Here is a 25,256-nt window from a genome sequence, read left to right as displayed (position 1 = left end):
GACAAAAAACACGCTCACTTTTCATAACAAACTTTTGCGAAATTTACTCTGCAATAATACTTTCATCAAACATTAATAGGAGGAAAATTAGAAAGCTATTTGATATTCTTTTACATGAAAGCTTTTCTGAAGTTAAACTGAAGCTTTCCTGAAGCTCCTTTAATAATGACTTGACAATTTGAAGATAACCACTCTAAGGTGCTATTTCGGTTACTATCTGTATCTTCAGGACTTCTGTTTATCGCTTCTCCTAAAAGATGCGGAAAGCCTTGATCTTCTAATAATTCAGCAAATACGTGTTCTAACTGGGCTTCAGTAAATTTTTTCATATTGTAATGTTAAATGCCTCTTCTAATTTTTATCCTGTAAACTTTCTCATTCTTGTTCAATAATTTCCCAATAGCCCGTTTTCCTGCCACCTACACGTTGTAAAACATTTTTATTTTTTAATGTTTCTATGTGATTGTCTATTGTAGTTGTACTTGTTCCTATTTGTTTAGCCATGTTACTTTTGGTAATGTACTTATCTTCACTTACCAAGTTCAGTATCTTTATTTGTGTATCTGAAAGTTCTTTTACCAATCCTTTTACCAAGTTTATTACCAACTCTTTTACCACCCCATTTACCAACGCTTCTTTTTGTGCGTTATAAACTGGTTCTGCCGAAGGAAAGACCATACGCAGAAAATTTGTAGAAAATTGAAAACATTCTTTACCATAGGTTTCCAGTATTCTTGGAATACCAGACCCCAATTGTTCTACCAAGTCTACATCTTTAAAAACCCGCATTAGCTCCTTGTTTCGAGGAATGGAAAAGCCTTCAAAAAATTCACTTTCACTTAATCCTTCAGGCAAAGAACCTACCGAAGTAATTTCTATTCTATCTTGGAATATTTCACATTTAGGCGCTACTTCTCTTGTATAATCATTATGTACAAAGGCGTTGATAATAGCTTCACGAAGTGCAATACTACTCCAAAGCCGTTTTTCTAACCGTTCTTTACTGGTAATTTGAGTAAGCGTACGGTTTTCCAATTCTATTTTATCGAGTACACTTTTCGTAGCTTTAATGAGCGACACATAGCCATATTCGTTACTTTCTATTAAATCTACTCGCGTATTGCCCTTGTATTTGGCTACTTTTACCGAAATATTATTTTCGTCTGCCAACAAATAACCTGCATAATTAATATCGCCCTGTGGGGTAAGCAATTCTAAATTCTTTTTAAACTGTTGGTTAAGTGGTTTTCGTTTTTCTTCGTAATAAATACGTAATTGTGCAAAACTAAGGTCTTGCCGGTTCGCCTTTATTTTACCTATAGAATTACGAGTACGGGAGGCAAACAATTCTTCTATCATTTTTTGAGGCATAGGCTCGGCAGCTGTTCCAATACGCAGGTAACAGCCCTTTTCGGTCATTCCGTATTTTTTCTTGAAATAGGGTTTTTCGCTACCGCTGGCCACAATAATTTTTATGATAGACTTACCGTCCTTTTCTTCTGACACTACATCAAATAAGCCCATAGCCGAAGGAGCGATGTTGTTTTTAATGCGGTCTTTTATTTTAAGCATATCGGCATCTGGATCTGAAACACCAAGCGTATGGCCATTTTTATCGATACCAATATAAACCAAACCACCTTCGTGGTAGTTTAAAAAGGCTACCACTTCTTTTTCCAAATCTAAATCTTTGGTAAGTTGTGCTTTGTATTCTATACGGTTTGTTTCTGACATCTTCGATTTTTTAAACTAATTATCCTTTGGTTTACAATACTCTTCTCTTTTCATAACAAACATTACATAATATAGATACTCCTATAAAATTTTTAATTCGAATTGGTCGCTGACTTAGTCGGTTACCAAAAAAACACTATAAACAGTCTTGTGGTCTTAATAAAACAAACATCAATCTCTAATTCTAATACTTTTCCCTAATTGAAAATTGAAGATATTTCAGACTAACACTCTATAAAACTAGTTTTCAGTATAAATTATAAAAATATTATTTAGCCTCTATGTATCTAGTATTCAACTATTCAATCTCTAATTCATCACCCTCACTAGCTACTTCTAAATTTTCATTAAATGCTACAAATAAATCATCCAAAGTTTCTTTTATTAATTTTATTTTTAGATTCGAATCTATTAAACCCGCATCATCATTATATTTATAATCAATTGGTTTATTAAATTTCACTAGTTTGGTTAATTCCAAAACCAATGGATTTAAATCTATATCCCCTTCTATACTTAAAGTTATTGGAGGAAAAGCCAACTCCCCAGATATTAAATCAAAACTTACACTAATTTCATTTTCATCAATAAAATTCTCAACTATTATACTATCCATTTTTAAATAAGTTTTTTAATATTATATTTCCGTGCCCTTTGCTCAAATATGTATCTACCACCATCCAAAGTATTACAAATTTCAACTTGATGCTCTTTTTCCTCCAAGACAAACTGTTTATATTCTATCTGATTACTATTGTTTGTTGCCATAATAACATTTTCCGCATCTCCATAAACTACTATAGACGGATTATGAGTTACCAGAAAAATTTGTTTTTCAAACTTCAGCTCCCTTAATATATCTATTAGATTTTCCGAAATGAATTTGTTACCTAAATTATCCTCTGGCTGATCAATCAAAATTATTTTTGATTTTCCATTTTTCAAGATTGTCTCTAAATACTTTTCCGAATTGTACCCAGGAGAATTATTTTTAGAAGTACTACTCTCTGAATATTTCAAAAATTCAATTGGCTTATCAAAAGCTTCTTTCAGCTTTTTTACCTGTGAGTTCACCTTCTTTTTTAAACTATTGACGGTATTATCAGGGTAATTTTTAATTTTAATGTCATCATTTACAACTTTAAGTAAATTATCATATAAGCTTTCAGCATTAGACACAGGGCTTAGACCTGCAAGAATGAGATCTTTTATTGAATCCTCCTGCTCTTGGATCTCTAGTACAACAGCAACATCATCATTAATTATTATTTCCCTTTTAAAGTTATAACCGTAGCTTTCTAACTCCTTGCATTTATTTGCAAATTTTAAAGCCAAATTCAATATTTCTCTTAAACTTCCCTTTAAAGATCTTAACCTGCTATTTGCAGAATCCTTTTCTCTTCCCTTAGTATCTAAAGTTGCATTTTGGTTATTAATTAACTCTTTAACTTCTTCAATGAAGCTTACCTTTCGCAAATGCTCAACCTTATCTAAATTAAATAATTCAGATTTTTCACTAACAAGTGTTTGAAAAGCCTCTATTGTTTTATTTTCTTCTGAAGAAAATACCCAATTATCATTTTTTTTAAACTTTTCAATGTAATCATCCAACCCCAAAAGTATCTCGTTAGCCTCACTAAACTGTTCCGTTTTATCAGTAATATCTTCTATTCGTTTAAAATAATAACTTGAATCGAGAATGGAATCTATATCTTTATCATGAATGGTAAAATTTGCAATCACACTGTTTTTAAATTGCTCATATATGTCCATCAACTCATCAATAACGCACTCAAATTCTTGTTTTTTTTGACCAAAAAAACTTAAAGCCTCCTTATAAGAATCCTCTTTTCCTGATTCCTGAATAAGATCCTTGAGCGAATTATTTTCAAAATAATTTACAATGTCTCCTTGATTAATATAAACCAAATCTCCTTTATTAAAACTTATAATAGATTTTTCTCCAGAATCCAAAGAACCACTAATTTTGACCTTACTCAAGTCCAAATTATATTTTTTACTATTGTTTTTAGGACTGTTTATTTTACTTCCTAAAACACTAAATAAAAGACTTTTCCCACTAGACCTTCCTCCAATTATTACATTCAAATTTGGCGAAAAAAATATTTCAGTATCCTTAACTGATTCAAGTCCATTGAAATTTATTGTTCTAACATACTCTGCATATCTTTTTAACTCCTCAACTTCAGCATATTTTTTTATTCTTGATTTTGGATCAATAAACGCAAACCTTATCGATTCAAACGAGGGCTTTCCCTTTATACAATAAAACTCATGATCTTCTCCATTTTTATTAGTACAAGGATATTTATGAGAATTATGATTGTCAGAAAAATTAATATATGGAATATCGTCTTTTGCTTGGAAATCATATTCCTTCAAACGATCAAAACCTTGGTTGTAAATCTGCCTAACACTTTCCTTTACCTTTTCAAAAGCACTAGGCATCAGCAAAACCATTTGCTGACAAAGCTTCATGTCATAGCCTTTATAAGGGTCTAAAATACTTTTGGTATTTCCTGCATGCGGTATAAAGAAGTAATTAAAATCATTAAACAAATCGTACAAATCATCTATTGTAAGTTTCCTATCAGTTATGACTGAACCTTTTGATAAAAATAAGTTTTCAACTTTATCAGAAATTAATTCAACATCCTCGATAGTTTCATTTTCAAAAATCAGCAAACTATGGTATGTAATTGTTTTACCTGATTCAGGTACCTCAATATCAAATTCACAACCAATTAAAAGCTTCGGATCACCTTGTTTATAATTCGTATAATAATTTTTATAAGCTTCAACGTTGATTATGTTATGATCTGTTAAAGAAAATAGTTTCACATCATTTTCTATTAACTTTTGTTTTAATTCAGATATATCAAAGTTCCCTTGATAATCGTTGGTTTTGGTCTTTCTACTATCATCTGTATGGATATGTAAATCAACTTTAAACCAGTCAGAAAATATACTCATTATAAATATTTAATGTTTATAAAAAATCCATACTATCCTTCATATCCTCTAGCATCTCTACCTTCACTATCGCTTCCCCTGGCACCCTCACCTTTCCACTTATCAACTGCGGCAACAAATTATCTCTAAGTTTCGTTAATACTTCGGTTTGTTTTAAATTGAAAAGTACTTTTTCATCACTTTCTCTAAAATTTCTACTAACCTCAGAAGCTACCAATCTATCTGGCACTAGAATATCAATACCCTCAAACTCGCTTTTATTTAAAATTGGCATTGTTGAACCTCCAAAAGCTAATGTCCTCAATAATTCATAATTCCAATTAAAAAAGTGATACAAATATTGCCCTGAAACACCGTCATCTTTTGGTACAACTGAGTTTATTTGTTGGTTTGTCATACACTCAACTTTATTCATCACTACTTTTCCCATATCAGAACCAATACAAGTAACTAAAACTGAATCTTTAGGAAGCACCCTTTTCCTATTATTTTCAAAACCAAGGGAAGATAATTTTCTTTGAGAATCAATAACGATTTTAAAATAATTTTTAAAATCAGTTGGTGTTACAAACGGATAAACATCTCCAAAGTGTTCTGGAGTTTTAGACGAAGGAGTTTTTCCTGTTATCACATTCCCTACATCCTTAATCTTCTTCACCTCCCACCCCTCAGGAATCCACTTCTCCAAAATCTCGTTAAACACAAAAGTTGAGGGAAACAAAGCGGCTAATTTGGGATTGGTATAGAGCAAAGGAGTTCCGTTCTCTATACTAGCAGATTCCGCATCGCGTGCGGAATGACGGTCTAAAACAGCCTTTCTTTTCGCCGCTTTGGCTTGCAATGCTTCTGGAATGATATTTCCTGCGGCAAGTGCATTGTCCAACACAGGATCGAAATCTACAAACCAACTTTTAAACAGGGCTTGCGCCATGGCTTCCAAGGTTGCGTTGGTTTTGCGGTTGAGCTCTATTTTATCATCCAACGTCCCTAAAATGTGGGCTATTGCTTTTTGTTCTGGGAGAGGTGGGATTTTGAAAGAGAATTTACCAACTTGCCCTAAACTAATATGAGGTATCGAAGTACCTGTTTTTATTAGATCAATATAATTCTCAAATCCATTTGAATTGATAATCTGCCACAAATACTTTTGCTCACTCTTAGAATTTGCTCTCACTCTACAAACTCGTTGAGCTAGGATTGCGGGTAAATCACCCGATTTTACAAGGGCTCTATTTTTCCCGATTTTAGAGCCATCCATTCCTATCACTATGTCACTTAATTGGACTTTGTACTTTCCTAATTTATCTAAAGAATGATTCCAAAATTTTGCATCTGTCCCCCATCTACAATTCCCTTCGGTAACATTTTTACCTCTTATAACTCGAAGATTTCCTTGTTCCTCATAAAATTTGCTTTTAAAAGGAAACCCGGTATCAATAGTTGCAACATCACTTAAGACAACCTCCTTCCACTCCTTACTCATACCCCAACAACTTTAAATTTTCACGAATGGCGGCATCTAAGCTTTCAGCTTCTGCCATTTGTTGTTTTAGGGTGGTGTTTAAGTCGGTCATTTTATCCTCAAACAGGATGCCATCATCCTCTTCTTCGGCAACACCAACATAACGCCCAGGCGTCAACACATAATCGTTTTTCTGTATATCGTCTAAAGTGGCGGCTTTACTGTAACCTGCTTCATCGGTATATTCACCGTATTTTTCTTTTGCCTGCCCGTCTGACTCAGACCGCCAAGCGTGGTAGGTTTTGGCAATGGCTTCAATATCGTCTTTGGTCAGTTCCTTTTGGGTACGGTCTATCATTGTGCCCATATTTCGGGCATCGATAAACAGGGTTTCGCCCTTACGGTTTCTGTAACCATGTTCGGGATCTTCACTTTTATTTTTGGTCATAAACCATAAACACACGGGAATTTGTGTGGTGTAAAACAACTGCCCCGGTAAGGCAATCATACAGTCCACCAAATCGTTTTCTACCAATTGTTTTCTAATATCGCCTTCGCCCGAGGTATTACTACTCATAGACCCATTCGCCAATACAAAGCCAGCAGTTCCTGTTTCGGAGAGTTTGCTTAACATGTGCAAAATCCACCCATAGTTGGCATTGCCTGTGGGTGGCGCCAGATAGCCTTTCCAACGCGGATCGTCTTCCAACTCGTTCTTCTCGCGCCATTGGCTTTGGTTAAACGGTGGATTGGCCATGATGTAATCGGCCTTTAAATCTGGATGCTGATCTTTAAAAAAGGTATTGGCAGGCACGTCGCCCAAATTGGCAGAAATACCACGAATGGCGAGGTTCATCTTGGCCAGTTTATAGGTTACGGCAGTGTATTCCTGTCCGTATATAGAAATGTCCTTGGTATTGCCCTGGTGACTTTTTACAAACTGGATACTTTGTACAAACATCCCCCCAGAACCACAGGCGGGATCGTATATTTTCCCTTTGTAAGGTTCCAACATTTCAGCAATCAGGTTAACAATACATTTTGGGGTGTAAAATTCACCACCACCCTTTCCTTCGGCAGCGGCAAAACGCCCTAAAAAGTATTCGTAAATACGGCCTACCACATCTTCTTCTTCATCGCTTGTCGTATCGATATTATTGATGGTATCTAATAAAGCAGCTAACTTACTTGGATCCAGATTCAACCTTGAAAAGTAGTTATCTGGCAAAGCGCCTTTTAAAGACTTGTTATTTTTTTCTATGGTGTGTAAAGCCGTATCTACAATTAGTGCAATATCGTCTTGTTTCGCACGCCCAATAACATACGACCAGCGACTGTCTTCGGGCAGGAAAAACACGTTTTTCATGGCATAAAAGGCCTCCATCTCCAAGTATTCTTCTTTACCTTCTGCTATAAGTTCCTGCCTTCGGTCTTCAAATTTATCACTGGCGAACTTCAAAAAAATAAGTCCGAGTACCACGTGTTTGTACTCCGAACTTTCTACGGTTCCTCTTAATTTATTGGCAGAATCCCAAAGGGCTTCCTCTATAGATTTTTGATTTTTGGTGTTGTTTTTTGCTTTAGCTGTTTTAGCCATTTATATGGAATGTGAATTTAATTTTAACAATTCTTAAAAATAGGGATTCCATATTATACTTCATTATGGTTTTCTATAAAATAAACGAATTGTTATGAACAATAGATAGCTAAAATGTGTTTTTAATTTAGTAAAACGAGGAAATGGGATAGACTTGTTTTGAACAATTGCTAATTTAGAACTTACTCATTTTGTTACTCACAGTTTACACTGCTTTGGAGCCCAATGGATCTAACCTCAACAATTAAGAAACAGAAACCTCAATACACCCTTTCAGGTATAATCAATAAAACTATCTACTTTATTATACCCATAAAGGTATAACAATATGGTATGGGATAGAGAAAACCCATTGCCCAATTTGTAAGGGATAGACGTAAAAAAGAAAACCTAACGTAAGTAGAGTTATCTGACTTCATTGGTGTAGGCTTACGTTTTGTACGCGAACTCGAACAGAGAAAACCAAATGTAATGACCAATAAAGTAAATCAGGTTCTGTTATTTTTTGGACACACATTAAACACCAAAACCTATAAGCGATAAGACAAGGAGAAATCTGGGTAAATAGAAGCTAGGCCGGAATATTAACAGAGGATGAAAATGCATACCTACAAAATCAAAACGTATTGGCTGTAAGTTTGTCTTTGCCTTTACAGGAAGAACCATTTAGTTTGGAATACCTATTTCCTTTCTTCGATGAACTAATTCCTGAAGGTTGGCTGCTAGGCATCGCTCATAAAATTAGAATTAAATTTCAAATTGTAATACTCATAAGAATATATGATTCTTCAAATCCATAATCCGAAAAGTAGATAATAAAATTTCAATCCATTTGACAATATTTGTAATCTAAGACATACAAAACTTGTCAGTTTTGTTAATTTTTAGTTAAAAGGTGGCTAATTCGGTGTCACCAATAAATTTAACGAAGAAAAAAGCCTGTTAAATACGGGAAATTGGACATTTTCAACTGTCCCTCTTTCTCCGCACTAAACCCCGTAATCTCAGGATTTACGGGGTTTTTTAATTTCTTATTTGTACAGTTTCTGTAAGGTGAAATCTAAACTTATGATATGATGTAATGTAGATATTGTTCTACATTTTTATAACCATTAGGCTTTAGCTTTTTCTTCAATCTCATTTTACAAGCTCTTACACTTTGAGGAGAAATACCCAAAATGCTTGCCATATCAGTACTATTTAGCTGAAGGCGCATAAGAACCAAAAGCCTGATTTCTGCCTCAGTTACGGGAATTGCACTGTCATTAATTCTACTAAAAAAATCAGGATAAATGGCTCTAAAACGTGTCTTGAATTTATCCCAACCATCATTTGTAAATATCTTTTCTTCTAACAATTCATGTACATCATAATCTGTATTAGGAGTATTTTTTTTTGATGGTTCCTGTAGCTTATTAATGACCTTATTTTTATGAGCAAGATCTACAATGTAGGTCTTAAGTTCTTCTTCTTTTACCTGTATAAGTTGCAATGAATTTTGTAGTCGCAGTTCAAGTTGTTTCTTTCTGAATTTGATATTGGACAGATATCTGTAAATAAAAAATCCTGAAATAAGCAATATAGATATAATGCTAAAAATAAGAAGAAGAATACGGTTATTAGCCATTTCCTTTTCAATCTGAAGATTCTTAATTCTTAGCTTTTTAACCTCAAAACCAAGATTCGCCTGATATTGAGATAACAAATTACTCTGATTGGCTTCCATGATTTCCTTCTCCACATGATAGTGCTTCTTAAAATAATATAACGCAGAATCTGGAACATTAAACTGGTCGTAATTATTTGAGAGTTCGCGTAAACCTTCACTTACCCGCACTTTACTATTAACCTTATAGCTAAGATTTAAACATTTGTGTGCTGCTAATAGGGCTTTGTTTTTGTTACCTTGTTTGGCATAAATGGTACTTAGGTTTTGATACGCAGTAGCCATGCCTTCGGTATAGTTTATTTTTTCGCATTCTTCTAAGGACAGAAGATAGTATTTTAAAGCCATATCGAATGCTTCGGAAAATCGGTATATCTGTCCCTGATTATTATACGCTATGGCCAGATCATGCGGCTCTTCGATTTCCTTAAATAGTCTAATCGCCTCATTGTTTTGATCAAAAGCGGCCTTAAAATTACGTTGTTCTTTTAGGATCAATGCCCGGTTGGTATGGGTAAGCCCCAGAAGCCTAATCATTCCATTTTTTTGGGCTAAAATGGCGGATTCTTCATAGCACTCCATGGCTTCTGTATTATTTTCGAGACGCCAATGTACCAATCCAAGATTATTAAGTAATGTAGCTATCTCTACTTCATTACCAGAAGCTTTTACCTTATTATAAGATTTAGTAAAATAGTTTAGTGCATTCTGGTAATTACCCATGCGCCATTGCTCATTACCAAGATTAGTAAAATCTACCGAGCTATCTGGAGTTGAGGCTTTTTTTGAGGCAGTATTATTAGTACATCCTGAAACGAGTACTATACCAAACAGAAAAAATATTTTAAAAATGCCTCTTATCATACCGTCTATACGTTTAAAAAATGTCCAAATTTAATTTTTTAAAGCTAAATGACTTAACAAAACACCTCAGATATAGTATCCGAGGTGTTTTTAAAATTTACTTTTTAACCAATTTCCTAGCCTGTTTATAGCCGTTGGAGTTTATCTGATAAAAATATATACCAGGTGCTAAGCCTTTGGTATTAAATTCAACTGTGTTACTACCCGGAGCATAATCATCTGCTGCAATTATCTTTATTAGTCTGCCCTGACTACTATAAAGTTTTATAACAGCTTTACCTCCATGAACAAGGGTAAAAGGTATTACTGTAAATTCATGCGCTGGATTCGGGAAATTCTGACCTAATGAATTATGTGATACATCTGGATTTAATTCCTCAGGAATACCTAATGAACCGTCTTTCTGTGTTTCAAAAAAATAGCTACCTTCAAAAAAAGCTTGATTTCTTACACTTCCAGCCAGTAACAGTCTATCATCGCTGTGTGGAACCAATTTTTTACCTATAAATTCTGAATATTCAGGACCAATAAAAAATGCTTCATCTATATTTTCACCATTCTCATTTACAGTTATAAGTGAAGCTATTGGAAAATTAGATTCTGACAATCTGTGCGGAAAAGGATCTACAATTACCTGATTCATTATGTAGCACACATCCGATCCGTCTATGTAAAAGTCATTGTAATAACGCATACTTTCTGATGTATAATCCCACAATAAACTACCACTAGAATTATATTTTAATAGTACATTATGTATTTCTCCACTAACAGCAAGACTATATCCCACTATGCCAATATCGCCATTACTGAAAGGCTTAACCGTATAAGAGCGTTCTGTTTTTTCTGCATCACCAAAAATAGTAGACCATACCTCCTCTCCTGCGGCATTTATTTTTGCTATTAAAATATCTTGATTGTAAGTAGTATTATTTTGTGTAAATCCGTTAACATAAATACTACCATCAGGATCAAGATACAAATCTGTTCCTGAAGACGTTTCACCTTCAACAACTACTGGGGCAATCCATCCTGCCGATCCATCTGCATTAAATTGTATTACTGTTAGGTTTGCTTCTTGTGCCATAAAGTTTCCACTACCATGTTTTCCTGTAAGTATCAGTTGGCCCTTGCTATCTACTTTTCCGGCATTTACTTGAACGATATTATTACCCGCAATACCCGGCATATAAGTTTTCCACGCCTCAGTTCCGTCTGCATTAAACTTTACACCAAGGAAAGAAGCTGACTGACTAGCTTCGTTCTCGTAGGCAGTTCCTCCAATGTAAACTGAACCATCTGCTTGAGGTTCCATAACATAAACTGCTGGGCTATAAAGTTCTGTTTTAGTTGCCCAAAGTTGCTTACCTTCTGGTGATGACTTTATTATTTTTAATGATGGTGGATAAACTTCATAACCAGGCAATAGACACAGGTATACATTCCCTTCGGCATCTGCTCGCCCAATAATGCCTTCGGCTGGGTTACCATTTTCGGCATTAAATACGACCTCCCATGCAACGCTACCTTCGGCATCGTGTTTTACAACATAGTAGTTATTATTAAGTATTTCATTATCATAATCGTTGTAAGTTCCAGTAGAAAATGTATTTCCTTTACCATCAGCAAATGTATTAAGCATAGTTGCTGCAGGCGATCCTAGATTAGCATATTGGGCACTCCATTTAATTGATGGACTGGTGCTGCCAAACGTCGATTTAACGGTTTCAAAAACATTACCTTTTTCCGTATAGTAAGAATTGACAGAGAAGTACACATTTCCCTCAGAATCCAACCCTGTTCCTGCCATATTACCCATACTAGCTGTGCCATAAGTGGTAGATATGATAAAAGCTGACTGGCCCAATAAATTACCTTCTGGAGCGTATTTATATGCGCGAGCAGCAACATCTTGTAACCATTCTTCTTCACCTTGGGTCATTCCGCTAGCCGATATAATAATACTACCTTCCGCATCAAAAGCAAGTGTTCCATTAGACGTTTGAATCAAATCATTGGTTTCCTGAACCCAGTTTTGTGTTCCATCCGTATTATAAGATATTAGTACTGTTCCATCGTCTAAAAACCCTCCAGAATGACTCCCTTCAACATAAACTGTGTTATCATTAATTGCTATTTTCCAGCCATTGGTTTCATCTGTGCTATTTTTATAGGTTTTAGTCCATTGTAATTCTCCAGATTCATTATATTTTACTGTTCCAATGCGATTTAGGAACGTATCAAAAGTTCCAGTAATATACACATTATCGTCATCATCGGTAATTATCGCATAAGGGGTGGAGTTAGTTACAGCAGATGTATTGTTGGGATCTGTATTTTGATAATTAAACCCATGTTCCCAAAGTTTTGCTCCATGCCCATCATATTTTATAGTGTGGTAGTTAAGCCATCCATCAGTATTCGGACTGAATCCTGTAACTAAAACATTATTGTTGGTATCTACAGTAATAGCTGTTGACTCATTCCAAGTTTCGCCACCATTAGGATTTTCTGTACGATGCCATTCTTTTGAGCCGCTACTATTAAATTTAATGGTTAAATAATCTACCGAACTCCCCGACCAGGTAATACCTGTTACATAAATACTTCCATCTGTTCCGGTTGTCAGAGCATTTGGTATTTCCATGCCTTCAGCACCATTGTTGAAAGTACTCTCCCAAAGCTTATCACCATCTACTGAATATTTGATAACACGAATATCCATATCGTTTCCATTCCACTTAAGACCTGAAACTATAATATTACCCATGTTGTCAAAAGCCATCTGCATTCCATATTCTACGGCATACATTTCGGCCTGTTCTCGTTTTTCCCACAAAGTTTCCCCATTAACCCCAATCTTTAGAGTAAAAAAGTCTCCTGAAGGTTGATTTTCATTGGAACTTCCGCCAGTAACATATGTATTACCTGAACTATCGGTAATCGCCGCATAAGGAAGATTGTTACCTTTGTAAGCCTCTCCTGCGTAAAATTCATAATCTTTATCGGTGGAGGAACGTTCATTTGCAGGATTAATCCCTAATTGACGTAACACTTTTTGTTGTGGATTAATTACAGGTGCACTTCCTTTTTGAGTTTTTAAGGTGCGCCATTTCATTAACGATGACATTGCTCCGCTAGTTTTTGAAGCTTGATAGCCGCTTTCACTTTTAAGGTTACTTTGTGCTACACTTGCTAATGGCAGCCCAATTAAAACCAGTAATCCATAAATAAATTTAGTTGTAAATTTCATAGCATAAATAATTTGTTGGTGTTGGTAAACATAGTATTTTAAGCAGTTACAAAGCGGATTTAGGTGTTGACAATGGTGTTGACATATTAAAAATTGAAGATTAAATCTGTGTTATGAAAAGTGGAATACTAGAGGAATTCAGGATTTTAAAAAATCACCTGCTGCCTTATTAAAAGAATGCCAATCGAATTATATGGCCCAGCCAATGGACAACTATTTTAAAATGCCGTTTACTATAAATACCCTACAAAAATACCCTGGGCAGTTCAACTTTTTAAACTGTTCTTCTTTCTCTGCTAGAAAGAAACTAAAGTCTTACCTAAAAGAAAACCGCTCGTTGAGCGGTCGTGTTAAGTTAAGATTTTATTACTAACCTTAATTCTGGTCTTATTGTTATGCTTTACATCTTACAGTGCTTGATATTAATATTTATACTCTTGAAAAGAGTAGATAAATTAATGTCGAATTCTAATTAATGAACAATCAATTTACACCTTATTTTTTCATAACAGGAAATGATTTCTTTTTCCTTCCTATTAATTTTTCTGAAAAGACTTCCTCTGTTTGATCAAAAACAAGACATGAAATATCAATTACATCTCCATTTTTGATATAGAAAACTGTATAATTATATATTCCAAAATACATAATATCTAATCTATTATCATATGAAGGAGGAGATAAATACAATTCTATTTTTTCGATTTCCGCTAATTTAAATTCAGAAACTTTACTACTATCTACATAAGTAAATAATCCTTTATTTTGATTTAAAATCACGTCTTTACTCCTTTTTTTATGATTAAAATATAATAAAAAAGTAGGAAGAGCAAATAACACAAACCAACCAAGTAATATCATTAAAAGTACTTTAAGAAATAAATCAATTTCTTTTACATTTTTATAAAATAATAAAACAATACCTCCAAAAGCATGAAATAAAAACGTTACTAGAAGAATTTTATAAAAATATTTCCATTTAGATGAGTTGGTTAACTTATAAATCTCAGCCATAACCTTTAATTAATATTTTATTGCGAACATACAAGATAAATTTAAGTGCCCCGCAACTTCAGTCTAAAATGATGTAGAAAATATAATTGAATTCCTAATTCTAAAATATTTTTCTCATTGTTTCTCTATTGAAGTTAATGCTATTCTATTTATTGACACACCTGCAGGAGCTGTATATCCCTGGCACGCGTCATGCACACGTCATGCACACTTCCAGAAAACTTGACAGGTACCCCTCTCTCCTGTAACGCCTTCTTTTCTAATAAGATATTTATAATCCTCGAGCATCTTTTCATTACACACGACAAACCCTTGGCTACAATTTCCACAATCAGAAAATGTAATTCCCAGTACAAATTTATCGTAATAAAAATCGTCTAGAAGATCTATTTGAATCTTATATGACAAAGTTCCCACAACATCCTTAACTGTAGTCCAAGGCTCAGAATCACAACCGCAATCTGGCGGAGAATCATCATTATTACAACTACTTAAAAGAACATCAAAACTAGTAACACAACACAAAATCTCACCATATTATTCCATTAAAAATTAAACTAACTATCGAAATTTCATATTAAATCCACCAATGATAGACCAGCAAAAACATTATGTTCAAAAAGGGCCACATGCCCCTTTGTAAGCTTCCCAAATTAGAACTGCTTAATTTTCTATAACTTCCATAAAGTTATTGTTCTTAATTCTTCAAAAAACCTACTACTCATGCTTGTTAAAAATATGATAGCCATACCAAGCAATGTAGGCAAAACACAATAGCGGTAACACAAATGAAAAATTAATTTCTGTTACCCCCAATATTTTAGTGTCGGCAACACCATGTCCGCCAATATCGATAATATTACCTTGTAACTTTGGTAATAAAGCTCCTCCAACTATAGCCATAATTAAACCTGCCGATCCAATTTTAGATTCTTCTTCGCTTAAATCGCCTAAAGCTATTCCGTAAATGGTCGGAAACATTAACGACATAAAAAACGAAATACCTACTAAACAATATAAACCTAAGGTTCCAGTCATGTACATGGTGGCTAGAGTAAATATAGCTGCTAAAATTGCAAAGTACATTAACAGCTTACCTGAACTTAAAAATTTTAATAAATAAGTGCCTATTGCTCTTCCGACAACGAAAAACACAAAAGCAGCCATTTGATAATAACCTGCTGTTACACCATCTATCCCTAAAGCTTCTGCATATTGATAAATATAGGTCCAGCACATTATTTGGGCACCTACATAAAATATTTGTGCAATTACGCCTAAAACGTACTTCCTGTTCTTACCTAGAATTTTGAAAGTTGTTGCTACACTAGGCTTGGCTCCTTCATCTTTAGACTGTGGCATTTTATTCACTAAAAACAACACGAAAACTCCAATTAATACCAAGCCTAAAATCACATAGGGATCTCGGATTACCATTAAATCTGAAGTTCTGATTAAAATTTTTGAAGCTTCATCTAAATTTGAAAAATCTGCAATATCATCAGATTGTAAATTTTTAAGTACAAATTGTTGGGCCACAAATAATCCTAAAATATTCCCAACAGGATTAAAAGCCTGAGCAAGATTTAAACGCTGAGTTGCCGTTCTGCGATCTCCCATAGCCAATATGTATGGATTTGCAGCGGTTTCTAAAAATGCCAGACCAAACGTTAAAATGTATAAACCCAAACAAAAAAACCAGAATTGTTCTGTTATCGCAGCAGGGTAAAACAGTAATGCCCCAATGGCATACAGAGCTAAACCTATTAATATGCCTACTTTGTACGAAAACCGCATAATAAATAATGCTGCGGGTAAAGCCATACAAAAATAGCCGCCATAAAATGCCATTTGCACCCACGCTGCCTGCGAATTCGACAATTCTAATACTTTCTTAAAAGCTTGCACCATAGGATCTGTTACTGCATTGGCAAATCCCCATAGTGCGAATAGTGAGGTGACTAATATAAAAGGAACAATTATTTTTTTATCGACTACTTTAGGTGAATTAGTTAGTTGGTTCATTAGTGTTTTTTATTTATGAAATTGCACGATCTAGATGAGAATAGCCTCCGTCTACAAACAAAAACTGTCCTGTAGTATGCGAAGCTTTTTCCGAAATGGTAAACAAACAAGTGTCTGCAATTTCTTGAGGTGTTGTCATTCTATGCTCTAACGGAATTTTATTTACAATGGCTTCTAATCGCGCTTTACCATCTGGTAAAGTTTGTATCCACGCATCGTAAGCTGGTGTCCAACTTTCGGCAATAATAATAGCGTTAACTCTAATATCAAAATCCAATAAATCTACCGCCCATTCTCTGGTTAAACCAAGTACACCGCCTTTAGAAGCAGCATAGCCCGACGTTCCTCCTTGCCCAGTTAAACTTACTTTAGACCCGATATTTAAAATATTTCCTTTTACTTTTTTAAGATATGGCAGGCAAAACTTGGTCATCGCAAAAAAGCTTGTTAAGTTAAGCTTTATAGACTTCATAAAGTCTTCTACAGAAGCATCCAGACCTGCACCATCATTTACGCCTACATTATTAATAAGCGCATCTACCCGACCATATTTCTCGCCTATCTTTTTTGCCGTGGCTTCTACCTGAGCAGGATCGGACATGTCGGTTTTATAAAACACAGAATCAATACCTCTATCCTGCAACTGTTTCTCGTACGTAAATCCGCGATCGTTTCTACAAACAAGCACAGGAATAGCGCCTTCATCAGCCAAAGCATCTACTATAGTTTTCCCTATACTGCCTTCAATACCAGCAGCTCCGGTTACCACGACTACTTTATCTTTTAAATTTAAATCCATAGTTAAAGATTATAAAATTGCACCGCATTTTCACCCATAATTTGGGCTTGTTCTACAGGTGTTAGTTTTGCAATATAATTAGTTGCTAAGTTTTTTATTTCTGAATAATTTCCCGCGACAAGACACACGGGCCAGTCGGAGCCGTATAATACACGGTCAGCACCAAAAGCCTCTAAAACCACATCCATATACGGGTGAATTTGTTCTGCTGCCCAAGTATTGTAATCGGCTTCGGTAACCATTCCAGACAGTTTACAGAATACGTTTTTATGTTTTCCTATTTCCCGAATTAATGTTGCCCAGCCATCAAAAAAACCATCTTTAATATACGGTTTGGCCAAATGATCAATTACGAATTTCTGATTTGGAAAGCGTTTTACAAACTCTAGAACAGCACCAAGCTGGTGTGGAAACACCAAAATATCGTAAGTGTAATTATGTTTTTCCAGGAGGGAAATCCCCTTTAAAAAGTCAGGACGCAATAAGAAATTATGATCTGGCTCGCCTTGAACAACATGGCGAAAACCTTTTAATTTGTCTTTTCCTTCATATTTAGATAACTGAGTTTCCAGATCATCAGCTCTCAAATCGATCCAACCAACAACGCCTTTAATGAACTTATGCTTTTCTGCCAGTTGCAGCAAAAAATCGGTTTCTTGAAGCGTTTGATCTGCCTGAACCGCAACACAACCATCAATTCCTTCTGATGCATAAATCGGTTGAAGATCTTCGGGTAAAAAATCTCGCCGTATAACAGACATTGCATCGTCTATCCAATCGTGTTGTGCTTTATTATAAATCCAAAAATGCTGATGGCTATCAATTCTCATAATTCTAAAAACGAAATTAAATTTATGCGGTTAATTTACTCATTAAAATTTACCATAGCTTTAATAACACCATTTTTTGGGTCTAACCAAGCGTCAAAATTCGCGATCATTTCGGTATAATTAACTTGATGGGTTACAAATTTATCGGTTGGAAACTGGGAAAGATTATCAATTACAAACTGAAAATCTTCTAAAGTCGCATTTCTACTACACATGATTGTAGATTCTTTAGCGTGAATTCCAGGGTGACTAAACACCAACTCACCTTTAGATAATCCCACAAGAACATAACGCCCGCCATGCGCCATATAGGCTATTCCGCCTTCAAGAGCACGTTTGTTACCCGTACAATCGAACACGGCTGTAGCTAAATCGCCTTGAGTAATTTTAGATACGTCTTCGGCAGCTGTTTCCGAAACCTTAACTACATGCTTCACGCCTATTTCATTTTTAACAAATGCTAAGCGCGATTCGTCTACATCTATCGCAATAACTTCGGCGCCTTTAATTTGTGCCAGTTTCATTAGTCCAATACCTATAGGGCCACAACCAACAACTACAATATATTCGCCTGCTTCAATATTAGCCCTGCGAATGGCATGTGCCCCAATTGCCAAAGGTTCTACTATAGCCATTTCCTCGTACGACAATTGGTTTGCTGGAATTAACAAATCGGTTCTTACCGCTACTATTTCCTGCATTCCGCCATCGGCATGCACCCCTAACACTTTAATATTACTACAGCAATTGGTTTTTCCTTTTCTACACGCTATACATTCGCCACAGCTAACATAAGGCATTACAATTACCTTATCGCCTACTTTTAAATTTTGAGTGTTATCTCCAATTTCCAAAATTTCGGCAGCAAGTTCGTGACCTAAAATTCTTGGGTAGGTAAAAAAGGCCTGATTACCAGAGTAGGCATGCAAATCTGTACCACAAATGCCAACACGGTGAATTTTTATTAACGCCTGATTAGCGTCTCGAACAGGTTGTGCTTTTTCTTTTAATGCGAATGTTGTTGGTTCTTCGCAAACTATATATTTCATGTGCTTATTTTTATTGTTCTACTTTAATTTGAATGCTTGCCGATTTTAAACCTTTTGAAGTAGCATTAATTTGAATAGTTTCAGCGTTACCATTCGATTGAATAATTGCAATACATTTACCGTTATACGCTTTACGCTGATTGCTTTTAAACGACTCCAAACTAGCCTGATAACCGTTATCGACACCAACTAATTTCCCACCACCAGAAACTTCAAAATGAATATCGTTATCGGCATTTGGCACTAAATTACCCTGATTGTCTTGAACATTAACAGTTACGTAAACCAAGTCGTAATTATCATTTTTAATCTTCAATGTATTTGCTTCTAATTCTATAGTTGAAGCAGCTCCTGCGGTATGTATTTCCTTTTCTAAAACCACTTCTCCATTTTTTCTAGACACCACTTTTAGAGTTCCAGCTTCAAACGGCACGTTCCAAGACACATGTAAATCTTCACCTTGTTTAGACTTTACACCTTGCGATGTTCCGTTAACAAACAACTCCACCTCATCGGCATTATTGTAATACGCCCAAACATCGACTTTCTCTCCTGCATTCCAGTTCCAATGCGGTAATACATGCAAAACATTTTTATCGCTCCACTCACTCTGGTACATGTAGTAAATATCTTTTGGCAAACCTGCCAGATCGACAATTCCAAAATACGAACTGCGCGCTGGGTACGGATACGGAATTGGTTCGCCTAAATAATCGAAACCTGTCCAAATAAACGTGCCTGCTATGTAATCTAGCTTTTTAACCGTTTTCCAATTTTCTTCGTGAGTGGTTCCCCAATATGCTGCTACATTATCGTAAGCTGAAACCGTATAATCGTCGTTACCATCAAACGGTTCGTTATGTGCTGGCGGCCAGAATTTAATTTCTGAAGATATCGCATCGTAATGTCCTCGCGTTTCTAGAGCCGATACACTTTCGGAAGCAATTATTTTTTGTCCTTTAAAATTTTCAGGGAATGTGCCGTAATCTTCATGTTTGTAATTAAATCCTAAAAGATCTAAAGCACCTGACTGATAAATAAAATTTTTCTCCGGAATATTTTCTGTTAAGGCACAGGTTACCGGTCTTGTTTTGTCTAGAGCTTTAACAATTTTAACCAGATCTTTGGTCATGGCTATTCCTGTACTATCGAACTGTTCACGAATTTCGTTACCAATACTCCACATAAAAACCGATGGATAATTGCGATCGCGCTTTACAAAATCCTGTAAATCTTGTTTATACCAATCGTCCCAATACATATTGTAATCAGCTTTAAGTTTCTTCTTCTTCCAAACATCAAAAGCTTCTACCTGAACGATAAACCCCATTTCGTCGCATAATTCTAACAACTCTACAGACGACGGATTATGAGATACGCGAATGGCATTTACCCCCATATCTTTCATAATCTGAAGTTTTCTTTTAATGGCAGCACGATTGGCCACAGCGCCTAAAGCACCGTTATCGTGATGCAAACAAACCCCATGAATTTTTGTTGGTTCACCATTAAGCGAAAATCCGTTTTGGGCATCGAATTCAAAAAAGCGAAATCCAAGTGGCGTTTTATAATTATCAACCAAGGTTTCGCCCTCGTAAATATTGGTTTGTAAGGTGTACAAATACGGCGTTTTAACATCCCAAAGTATGGGGTTAAACACCTGAATAGTCTGCATAGTTTTATTCTTGGCCTTTGCAGTTACATCGGCCTGTGTGGTTACCGCTGCCACTTCTAGGTTATTGGCATCTAAAACCAATGTTTCTACACTGTAATGTTTTGCCTTAGCGGCATCGTTTTTTACAGTAACTTCGAGCTTTATCTTTCCGTTGTCCTTAGATACTTCTGGAGTAAAAACATAAGTTCCCCAATGGGCGACATGCAATTTTTCGGTAGTTACTAAACGTACATTTCTATAAATTCCAGAACCAGAATACCATCGGGAATTAGGTTGTTCGGAATTATCGACCTTTACGGCAATAATATTTTCTTGTTCTCCAAACTTTAAAAATTCAGACAATTCGTAAGCGAACGCTATGTAACCATTAGGACGAATTCCTAAATAATGTCCGTTTATCCAAACTTCACTTTTACGGTACACCCCATCGAACTCAATGCTGATGCTTTTATTTTTAAAATCTTCTGGTAAGGTAAAAGGCTTTCTGTACCACGCTACCCCTGTTGGCAATGCACCGCCTTCTGGTTTGGCAGGATGCTCTTTGCTAAATTCGCCTTCAATACTCCAATCGTGTGGCAAATTTAAGGTTCGCCAATCGTCTGTCTTAAAAGCAGTTGTTTTGGCCTCTGGATAATCGCCCAATTTAAATTGCCAATCGAAATTAAAATCTTCAACAATTCTTACTTCGCGACTGTCGTTACCACAAGCAAGAAACAAAACAGATAAACATAAAACGGTAATTCTATATAAATTGTACTTCATAGTATTTGTAATTCTGATGGTTTATTGAAATTCAAACGACTCTAATCGAATGCCTTTCATAATATCAGATTCTAAGGTTATTTTATAAGTTCCGGCATTAATATACCCGCCAGAAGTGGTGTTTAAAATTTTCCATTTATCCTTTCTTACAGGAAACTCGATATCATCATTTCTTAAAATAATGCCGTTAGCATCCTCGATTTTTAAACGCACTTTTACAGGATGATCGTTCAAATTCATGTATCGGAATCGCATTAAATAAATATTGGCCACCCCTGGTGTAACCGTAAATGTAATGCTGTTTTTTGTGTTTTCGGTAAAGCCAACATAATCGCTTTTTTTGAAAAATGCCTTTTCTATGCCCGAACCTAATATTTCGGCATCTTCGGCTTCCAGCTTCACAATCGCGCGATCGTCTTTCTCTTCCATGGAATAGCTTGGCACAACCGCTAAAGTTACCAGTCCGTTTTCTGTAGTAAACTGAATTTGTTCGCCTTTTTTAGCTACTCGTTTATAAACGTTGAAGATTTGACTCAAACTATTTTCTGCAGTGTCTTCCATCGCTTCATACTCTTCAAATTGTTTCATTTCTGAATTTACCAAAGCATAAACTGTAGCATCGTGTTTTAAAGTGAAATGCCCAGAAACCGTTTTAGTGGCTTCTGAAATAGGAAATCTTAAATAATCGGCGCCATACAATTCTGAAGGCAATTTGGTAAAACTAGCATTTGAACTCACAAATTGTTTGTCTGTAATATTTAACCAAGAAGCTACCTTTAGCTCAGCATTTGCAGAAACATTTAGAATGTTCTTATCGGAAGGTTTTGCTGGATGTACATTATGATCTTTTGAAGCAATAGCAATCGCAGAAATCACCGCCTGTCCTGAAGCCACATTCGGGAATGAAATGATTAATTTACCATTGACACTTTTCGCTGAATATACTTTTTTAAGTGCCGAATCATGACCAACAGTTTTCCAGATATCTAAATTATCTTCTACAATTTCATCATTAATCGCGATATCAAACACACGCCAGTCTTCGCAGTTCATACCGCCTCCAGTACCGTACCAAGGCTCGTTAAAATACAATTCTACTTGGTATTCGTCATCTGGCACAGGAAATTCGTAATGCAACTTATCGGCTCCATATCTAAAATCCTGAAACAGTTTCCAGTCTTGCGTTCCGGCAATCGGGTCGTAAGTAGTACGCTGACTCGCATAATACGCAGGAAGGTTTTCAAAAGTATCGGTCCATGATAGCGAGCCCCAAGCATTTTCATCGGTTTTATGGACATCGACTAACCAAGTATTTCCGAAGGTATCGGTATAATCAGCTCCTCCACTATTTACGCGATACAGGTAATTAAGACCTTCGGCTGGTTTTAAAATCTCATTTTTTTCACTTACCAAGGCATCAAAATGTGGTGCTTTTGGTAAATTATTCAACACGATATAATCTTTGGCTACTGGTTTTCCATCAACATAACCAATCGCGTAAAGTACATTATATTTTACATCGACATTATTAAACTGAAAATGTTTACCTAAACCTGGATTTTTTTGTTTTCCTAATGATGCTTCATTAACATCATTAAACAATTCCACTTCATCACAATTGGAATACACGTCGATACCGTTTTTCGTTCCTGCATCATTCCATCGGGTTGGCCAAGAATGCGACACGATATACACCATCGGCTCTTTTTTATTCGACACATAATTGGCGCGATACATATAAAACGCATCTAAAGGTTCGCCCCAAATGGTGAAAATACCTTTGTAATTTACTGGCCCCACTTTATCGATATCTCGATACCCTTCGCCGTTTTGCGAACGCCCAGGATTTTCGTGCGAATACAATAACCAATGGTATTGCCCTACAATATTATCACTTACAGACTCAGCTTCAGCGACCTTAATTTCCATCAATTGTGAAAAACGATTTTCGCTTAATTCACCTTTTTGGTTGAACTCGCCTTCGGTATGTAAATCGGCCGAACGCCAGGCGCCATATTCACCATTTAATAGGTGTTCGGTCATTTCTTCCCCGTAATTAAACGGATCTCCGCCATAAGTTCCCGACCAATTCTGAATCACATTCCAATCGGTACCTTCTCCTCCATTACAGGTTGTCACCAAACGTTGTTGCGCTGACGTTGGATCTAACTCGCGAATAATTTCTGTGCATTCTTCTGCAAATTCCTTTGGAATGGTACTCTCGTTTTGCAGTCCCCACATCACCACCGACGGATTGTTTCGGCGCTCTCTAATCCATTCCTTCAATAAAGTTTTAAAATTTTCTTTAAACTCTGGCGTATCGTACCAGATATGTGCTGAAAACTGGCTCCAAAATAAAATCCCCTCTTCATCTAAATGTTCCTGATATCTTAAATTATGTGGTTGATGGCCTTCACGAAAGGCGTTATACCCGGCAGCTTTTACTTGACCGATTCTCGCTTTTACATCTTTATCTGAAAACGAATGACTTCTACCAATGAGGTGCTCATATTCACAAGTTCCGTTAATAAAAACAGGTTTATCATTTAAGAAGAAACGATTATCATCGCCTTCACGATTAATTGGCCAACTTACCCAACGGATTCCGTACGGTGTGGTTAATGCATCTTTTAAATCGCCATTTTCGTAAACTTTAGTCACCAACTGATACAAATACGGATCTTCCGGCGACCATAATTTAGGGTTTGAAAACTCTGGCAAAGTTTGCTTGATTTCCTTTAAACCAGAAACGTTGTCAACATCTGTCTTAACTGAAACTACTTGTTTTCCATCGGCATCTAACAAAGTATTTTCAACAGTGATTTGTTTTTCTGAACCGCTATAGTTTTTAACCTCTGTAGTGGTATGAAGTAAAGCGTTTTCTTTATTAGTTGATGCATCATTCCACACATGAACTCCGAAAGGTTCAATACGTAATTTATCGGTAACCACTAAAGACACCGGTCTAAAGATTCCCATTGGCTGAGAGCCTTCCGAGAAGCCCCATTCTCCCGAACAACCACCGCATACCCAAGGTAAATCGGCAATAAATGCGGGGTGCGCCGCTTTCACTACAATGTTGTTTTCAGCATTAAAATCAACCACATCGGTAATATCTAAAGTAAAGGTTGTTCTTCCGCCTTTGTGACTTCCCACTTCTTTTCCGTTTACCCAAACGGTAGCGTACGATCCCACGCCTTCAAAAAACAAAAAGTGTTGTTTCCCTTCATCTTCAGCATTTAACTTTAAGGTTTTATAATACCAAGCCGTACCGTGCAAATTACCGTGTTTCATACGACGGTAACCATAATACTGATCCCAATTATGTGGTACAGAAACAGCTTTCCAATCCTGATTAACCGAGATATTTTTAACAAAATCGGCTTCCGGCTGATGCAAACTATCTAAATGAATCGTGTGCCAATTGTCGTTTAAACTGATTTCCTTTCTAGCATTATCAACAGCTATTTCATTGTCGCACGACATGAATACCAAAAGTGTTGCTAGAATTATATACTGTATGTTCTTCATT

The 25,256-nt window shown here is 35.8% G+C and carries 16 protein-coding genes; 1 reads left to right on the top strand and 15 read right to left on the bottom strand.

The genetic code is table 11. The annotated features are described in order from the left end of the window. Positions 1 to 110: 110 nt before the first annotated feature. The 6 genes from ACR9EA_RS05065 to ACR9EA_RS05040 form a co-directional block, all read right to left on the bottom strand. Entirely contained in the window at positions 111 to 329 is a 219-nt protein-coding gene (locus ACR9EA_RS05065) for a hypothetical protein (protein WP_435138381.1), read from the bottom strand. Positions 330 to 375: 46 nt separating this feature from the next. Further along, positions 376 to 1,734, bottom strand: coding sequence for an RNA-binding domain-containing protein (locus ACR9EA_RS05060; protein ID WP_435138379.1), 1,359 nt, complete (start codon positions 1,732 to 1,734; stop codon positions 376 to 378). 298 nt (positions 1,735 to 2,032) lie between these two features. After that, positions 2,033 to 2,350 carry a hypothetical protein gene (locus tag ACR9EA_RS05055; protein WP_435138377.1) on the bottom strand — a complete coding sequence of 106 codons (318 nt, stop codon included), beginning with the start codon at positions 2,348 to 2,350 and terminating at the stop codon, positions 2,033 to 2,035. Between the two features lie 2 nt (positions 2,351 to 2,352). Next, positions 2,353 to 4,728, bottom strand: a complete 2,376-nt coding sequence (locus tag ACR9EA_RS05050) for a PHP domain-containing protein (RefSeq protein ID WP_435138375.1) — start codon at positions 4,726 to 4,728, stop codon at positions 2,353 to 2,355. Between the two features lie 16 nt (positions 4,729 to 4,744). Continuing rightward, a complete protein-coding gene (locus tag ACR9EA_RS05045; protein WP_435138373.1) occupies positions 4,745 to 6,211 on the bottom strand; it encodes a restriction endonuclease subunit S in 1,467 nt (488 codons plus the stop codon). Beyond that, positions 6,204 to 7,787, bottom strand: a complete 1,584-nt coding sequence (locus ACR9EA_RS05040; protein ID WP_435138371.1) for a type I restriction-modification system subunit M — start codon at positions 7,785 to 7,787, stop codon at positions 6,204 to 6,206. Before ACR9EA_RS05040 ends, ACR9EA_RS05045 begins: the two co-directional genes overlap by 8 nt. 581 nt (positions 7,788 to 8,368) lie before the next feature. Between ACR9EA_RS05040 and ACR9EA_RS05035 the strand changes: the two genes are divergently transcribed. Then, positions 8,369 to 8,587, top strand: a complete 219-nt coding sequence (locus ACR9EA_RS05035; RefSeq protein WP_435139814.1) for a HipA N-terminal domain-containing protein — start codon at positions 8,369 to 8,371, stop codon at positions 8,585 to 8,587. A gap of 266 nt (positions 8,588 to 8,853) precedes the next feature. Here ACR9EA_RS05035 and ACR9EA_RS05030 read toward each other — a convergent pair whose 3' ends face one another. From ACR9EA_RS05030 to ACR9EA_RS04990, 9 genes are all read right to left on the bottom strand, one after another. Then, the gene (locus tag ACR9EA_RS05030) at positions 8,854 to 10,317 is read right to left on the bottom strand and encodes a tetratricopeptide repeat protein (protein WP_435138369.1); all 1,464 of its coding nucleotides are present in this window, start codon (positions 10,315 to 10,317) and stop codon (positions 8,854 to 8,856) included. Between the two features lie 97 nt (positions 10,318 to 10,414). Continuing rightward, positions 10,415 to 13,570 (bottom strand): T9SS type A sorting domain-containing protein, encoded by a 3,156-nt coding sequence (locus tag ACR9EA_RS05025; protein WP_435138367.1) that lies wholly within the window; start codon positions 13,568 to 13,570, stop codon positions 10,415 to 10,417. A gap of 495 nt (positions 13,571 to 14,065) precedes the next feature. Continuing rightward, positions 14,066 to 14,584 carry a hypothetical protein gene (locus ACR9EA_RS05020; RefSeq protein ID WP_435138365.1) on the bottom strand — a complete coding sequence of 173 codons (519 nt, stop codon included), beginning with the start codon at positions 14,582 to 14,584 and terminating at the stop codon, positions 14,066 to 14,068. Between the two features lie 717 nt (positions 14,585 to 15,301). Then, positions 15,302 to 16,609 (bottom strand): L-fucose:H+ symporter permease, encoded by a 1,308-nt coding sequence (gene fucP, locus ACR9EA_RS05015; protein ID WP_435138363.1) that lies wholly within the window; start codon positions 16,607 to 16,609, stop codon positions 15,302 to 15,304. Positions 16,610 to 16,622: 13 nt separating this feature from the next. Beyond that, on the bottom strand, positions 16,623 to 17,408 hold the full coding sequence (locus tag ACR9EA_RS05010) for an SDR family oxidoreductase (RefSeq protein WP_435138361.1): 786 nt from the start codon (positions 17,406 to 17,408) through the stop codon (positions 16,623 to 16,625). Between the two features lie 2 nt (positions 17,409 to 17,410). Further along, complete coding sequence (locus tag ACR9EA_RS05005; protein WP_435138359.1) at positions 17,411 to 18,238, bottom strand: amidohydrolase family protein; 828 nt, start codon at positions 18,236 to 18,238, stop codon at positions 17,411 to 17,413. A gap of 35 nt (positions 18,239 to 18,273) precedes the next feature. After that, complete coding sequence (locus ACR9EA_RS05000) at positions 18,274 to 19,287, bottom strand: zinc-binding alcohol dehydrogenase family protein (RefSeq protein WP_435138357.1); 1,014 nt, start codon at positions 19,285 to 19,287, stop codon at positions 18,274 to 18,276. A 10-nt stretch (positions 19,288 to 19,297) separates the two neighbouring features. Beyond that, positions 19,298 to 21,724, bottom strand: a complete 2,427-nt coding sequence (locus tag ACR9EA_RS04995; protein ID WP_435138355.1) for a sugar-binding domain-containing protein — start codon at positions 21,722 to 21,724, stop codon at positions 19,298 to 19,300. Positions 21,725 to 21,745: 21 nt separating this feature from the next. Continuing rightward, the gene (locus tag ACR9EA_RS04990; protein WP_435138353.1) at positions 21,746 to 25,255 is read right to left on the bottom strand and encodes a malectin domain-containing carbohydrate-binding protein; all 3,510 of its coding nucleotides are present in this window, start codon (positions 25,253 to 25,255) and stop codon (positions 21,746 to 21,748) included. Position 25,256 lies beyond the last annotated feature (1 nt).

The organism is Formosa sp. A9 (assembly GCF_051200825.1).
Lineage (GTDB): Bacteria > Bacteroidota > Bacteroidia > Flavobacteriales > Flavobacteriaceae > Formosa.
Note: the sequence above shows the minus strand (reverse complement) of the source record. Positions and strands in the feature narration are given on the sequence as shown.

Bases quoted from the DNA above. Each gene is read 5' to 3' on its own strand.
- ACR9EA_RS05000 (WP_435138357.1), bottom strand. From the start codon at position 19,287: ATGAAATATATAGTTTGCGAAGAACCAACAACATTCGCATTAAAAGAA.
- ACR9EA_RS05030 (WP_435138369.1), bottom strand. From the start codon at position 10,317: ATGATAAGAGGCATTTTTAAAATATTTTTTCTGTTTGGTATAGTACTC.
- ACR9EA_RS05005 (WP_435138359.1), bottom strand. From the start codon at position 18,238: ATGAGAATTGATAGCCATCAGCATTTTTGGATTTATAATAAAGCACAA.
- ACR9EA_RS05065 (WP_435138381.1), bottom strand. From the start codon at position 329: ATGAAAAAATTTACTGAAGCCCAGTTAGAACACGTATTTGCTGAATTA.
- ACR9EA_RS05050 (WP_435138375.1), bottom strand. From the start codon at position 4,728: ATGAGTATATTTTCTGACTGGTTTAAAGTTGATTTACATATCCATACA.
- ACR9EA_RS05060 (WP_435138379.1), bottom strand. From the start codon at position 1,734: ATGTCAGAAACAAACCGTATAGAATACAAAGCACAACTTACCAAAGAT.
- ACR9EA_RS05025 (WP_435138367.1), bottom strand. From the start codon at position 13,570: ATGAAATTTACAACTAAATTTATTTATGGATTACTGGTTTTAATTGGG.
- ACR9EA_RS05055 (WP_435138377.1), bottom strand. From the start codon at position 2,350: ATGGATAGTATAATAGTTGAGAATTTTATTGATGAAAATGAAATTAGT.
- ACR9EA_RS05020 (WP_435138365.1), bottom strand. From the start codon at position 14,584: ATGGCTGAGATTTATAAGTTAACCAACTCATCTAAATGGAAATATTTT.
- ACR9EA_RS04990 (WP_435138353.1), bottom strand. From the start codon at position 25,255: ATGAAGAACATACAGTATATAATTCTAGCAACACTTTTGGTATTCATG.
- ACR9EA_RS05045 (WP_435138373.1), bottom strand. From the start codon at position 6,211: ATGAGTAAGGAGTGGAAGGAGGTTGTCTTAAGTGATGTTGCAACTATT.
- ACR9EA_RS05040 (WP_435138371.1), bottom strand. From the start codon at position 7,787: ATGGCTAAAACAGCTAAAGCAAAAAACAACACCAAAAATCAAAAATCT.
- ACR9EA_RS04995 (WP_435138355.1), bottom strand. From the start codon at position 21,724: ATGAAGTACAATTTATATAGAATTACCGTTTTATGTTTATCTGTTTTG.
- fucP (WP_435138363.1), bottom strand. From the start codon at position 16,609: ATGAACCAACTAACTAATTCACCTAAAGTAGTCGATAAAAAAATAATT.
- ACR9EA_RS05010 (WP_435138361.1), bottom strand. From the start codon at position 17,408: ATGGATTTAAATTTAAAAGATAAAGTAGTCGTGGTAACCGGAGCTGCT.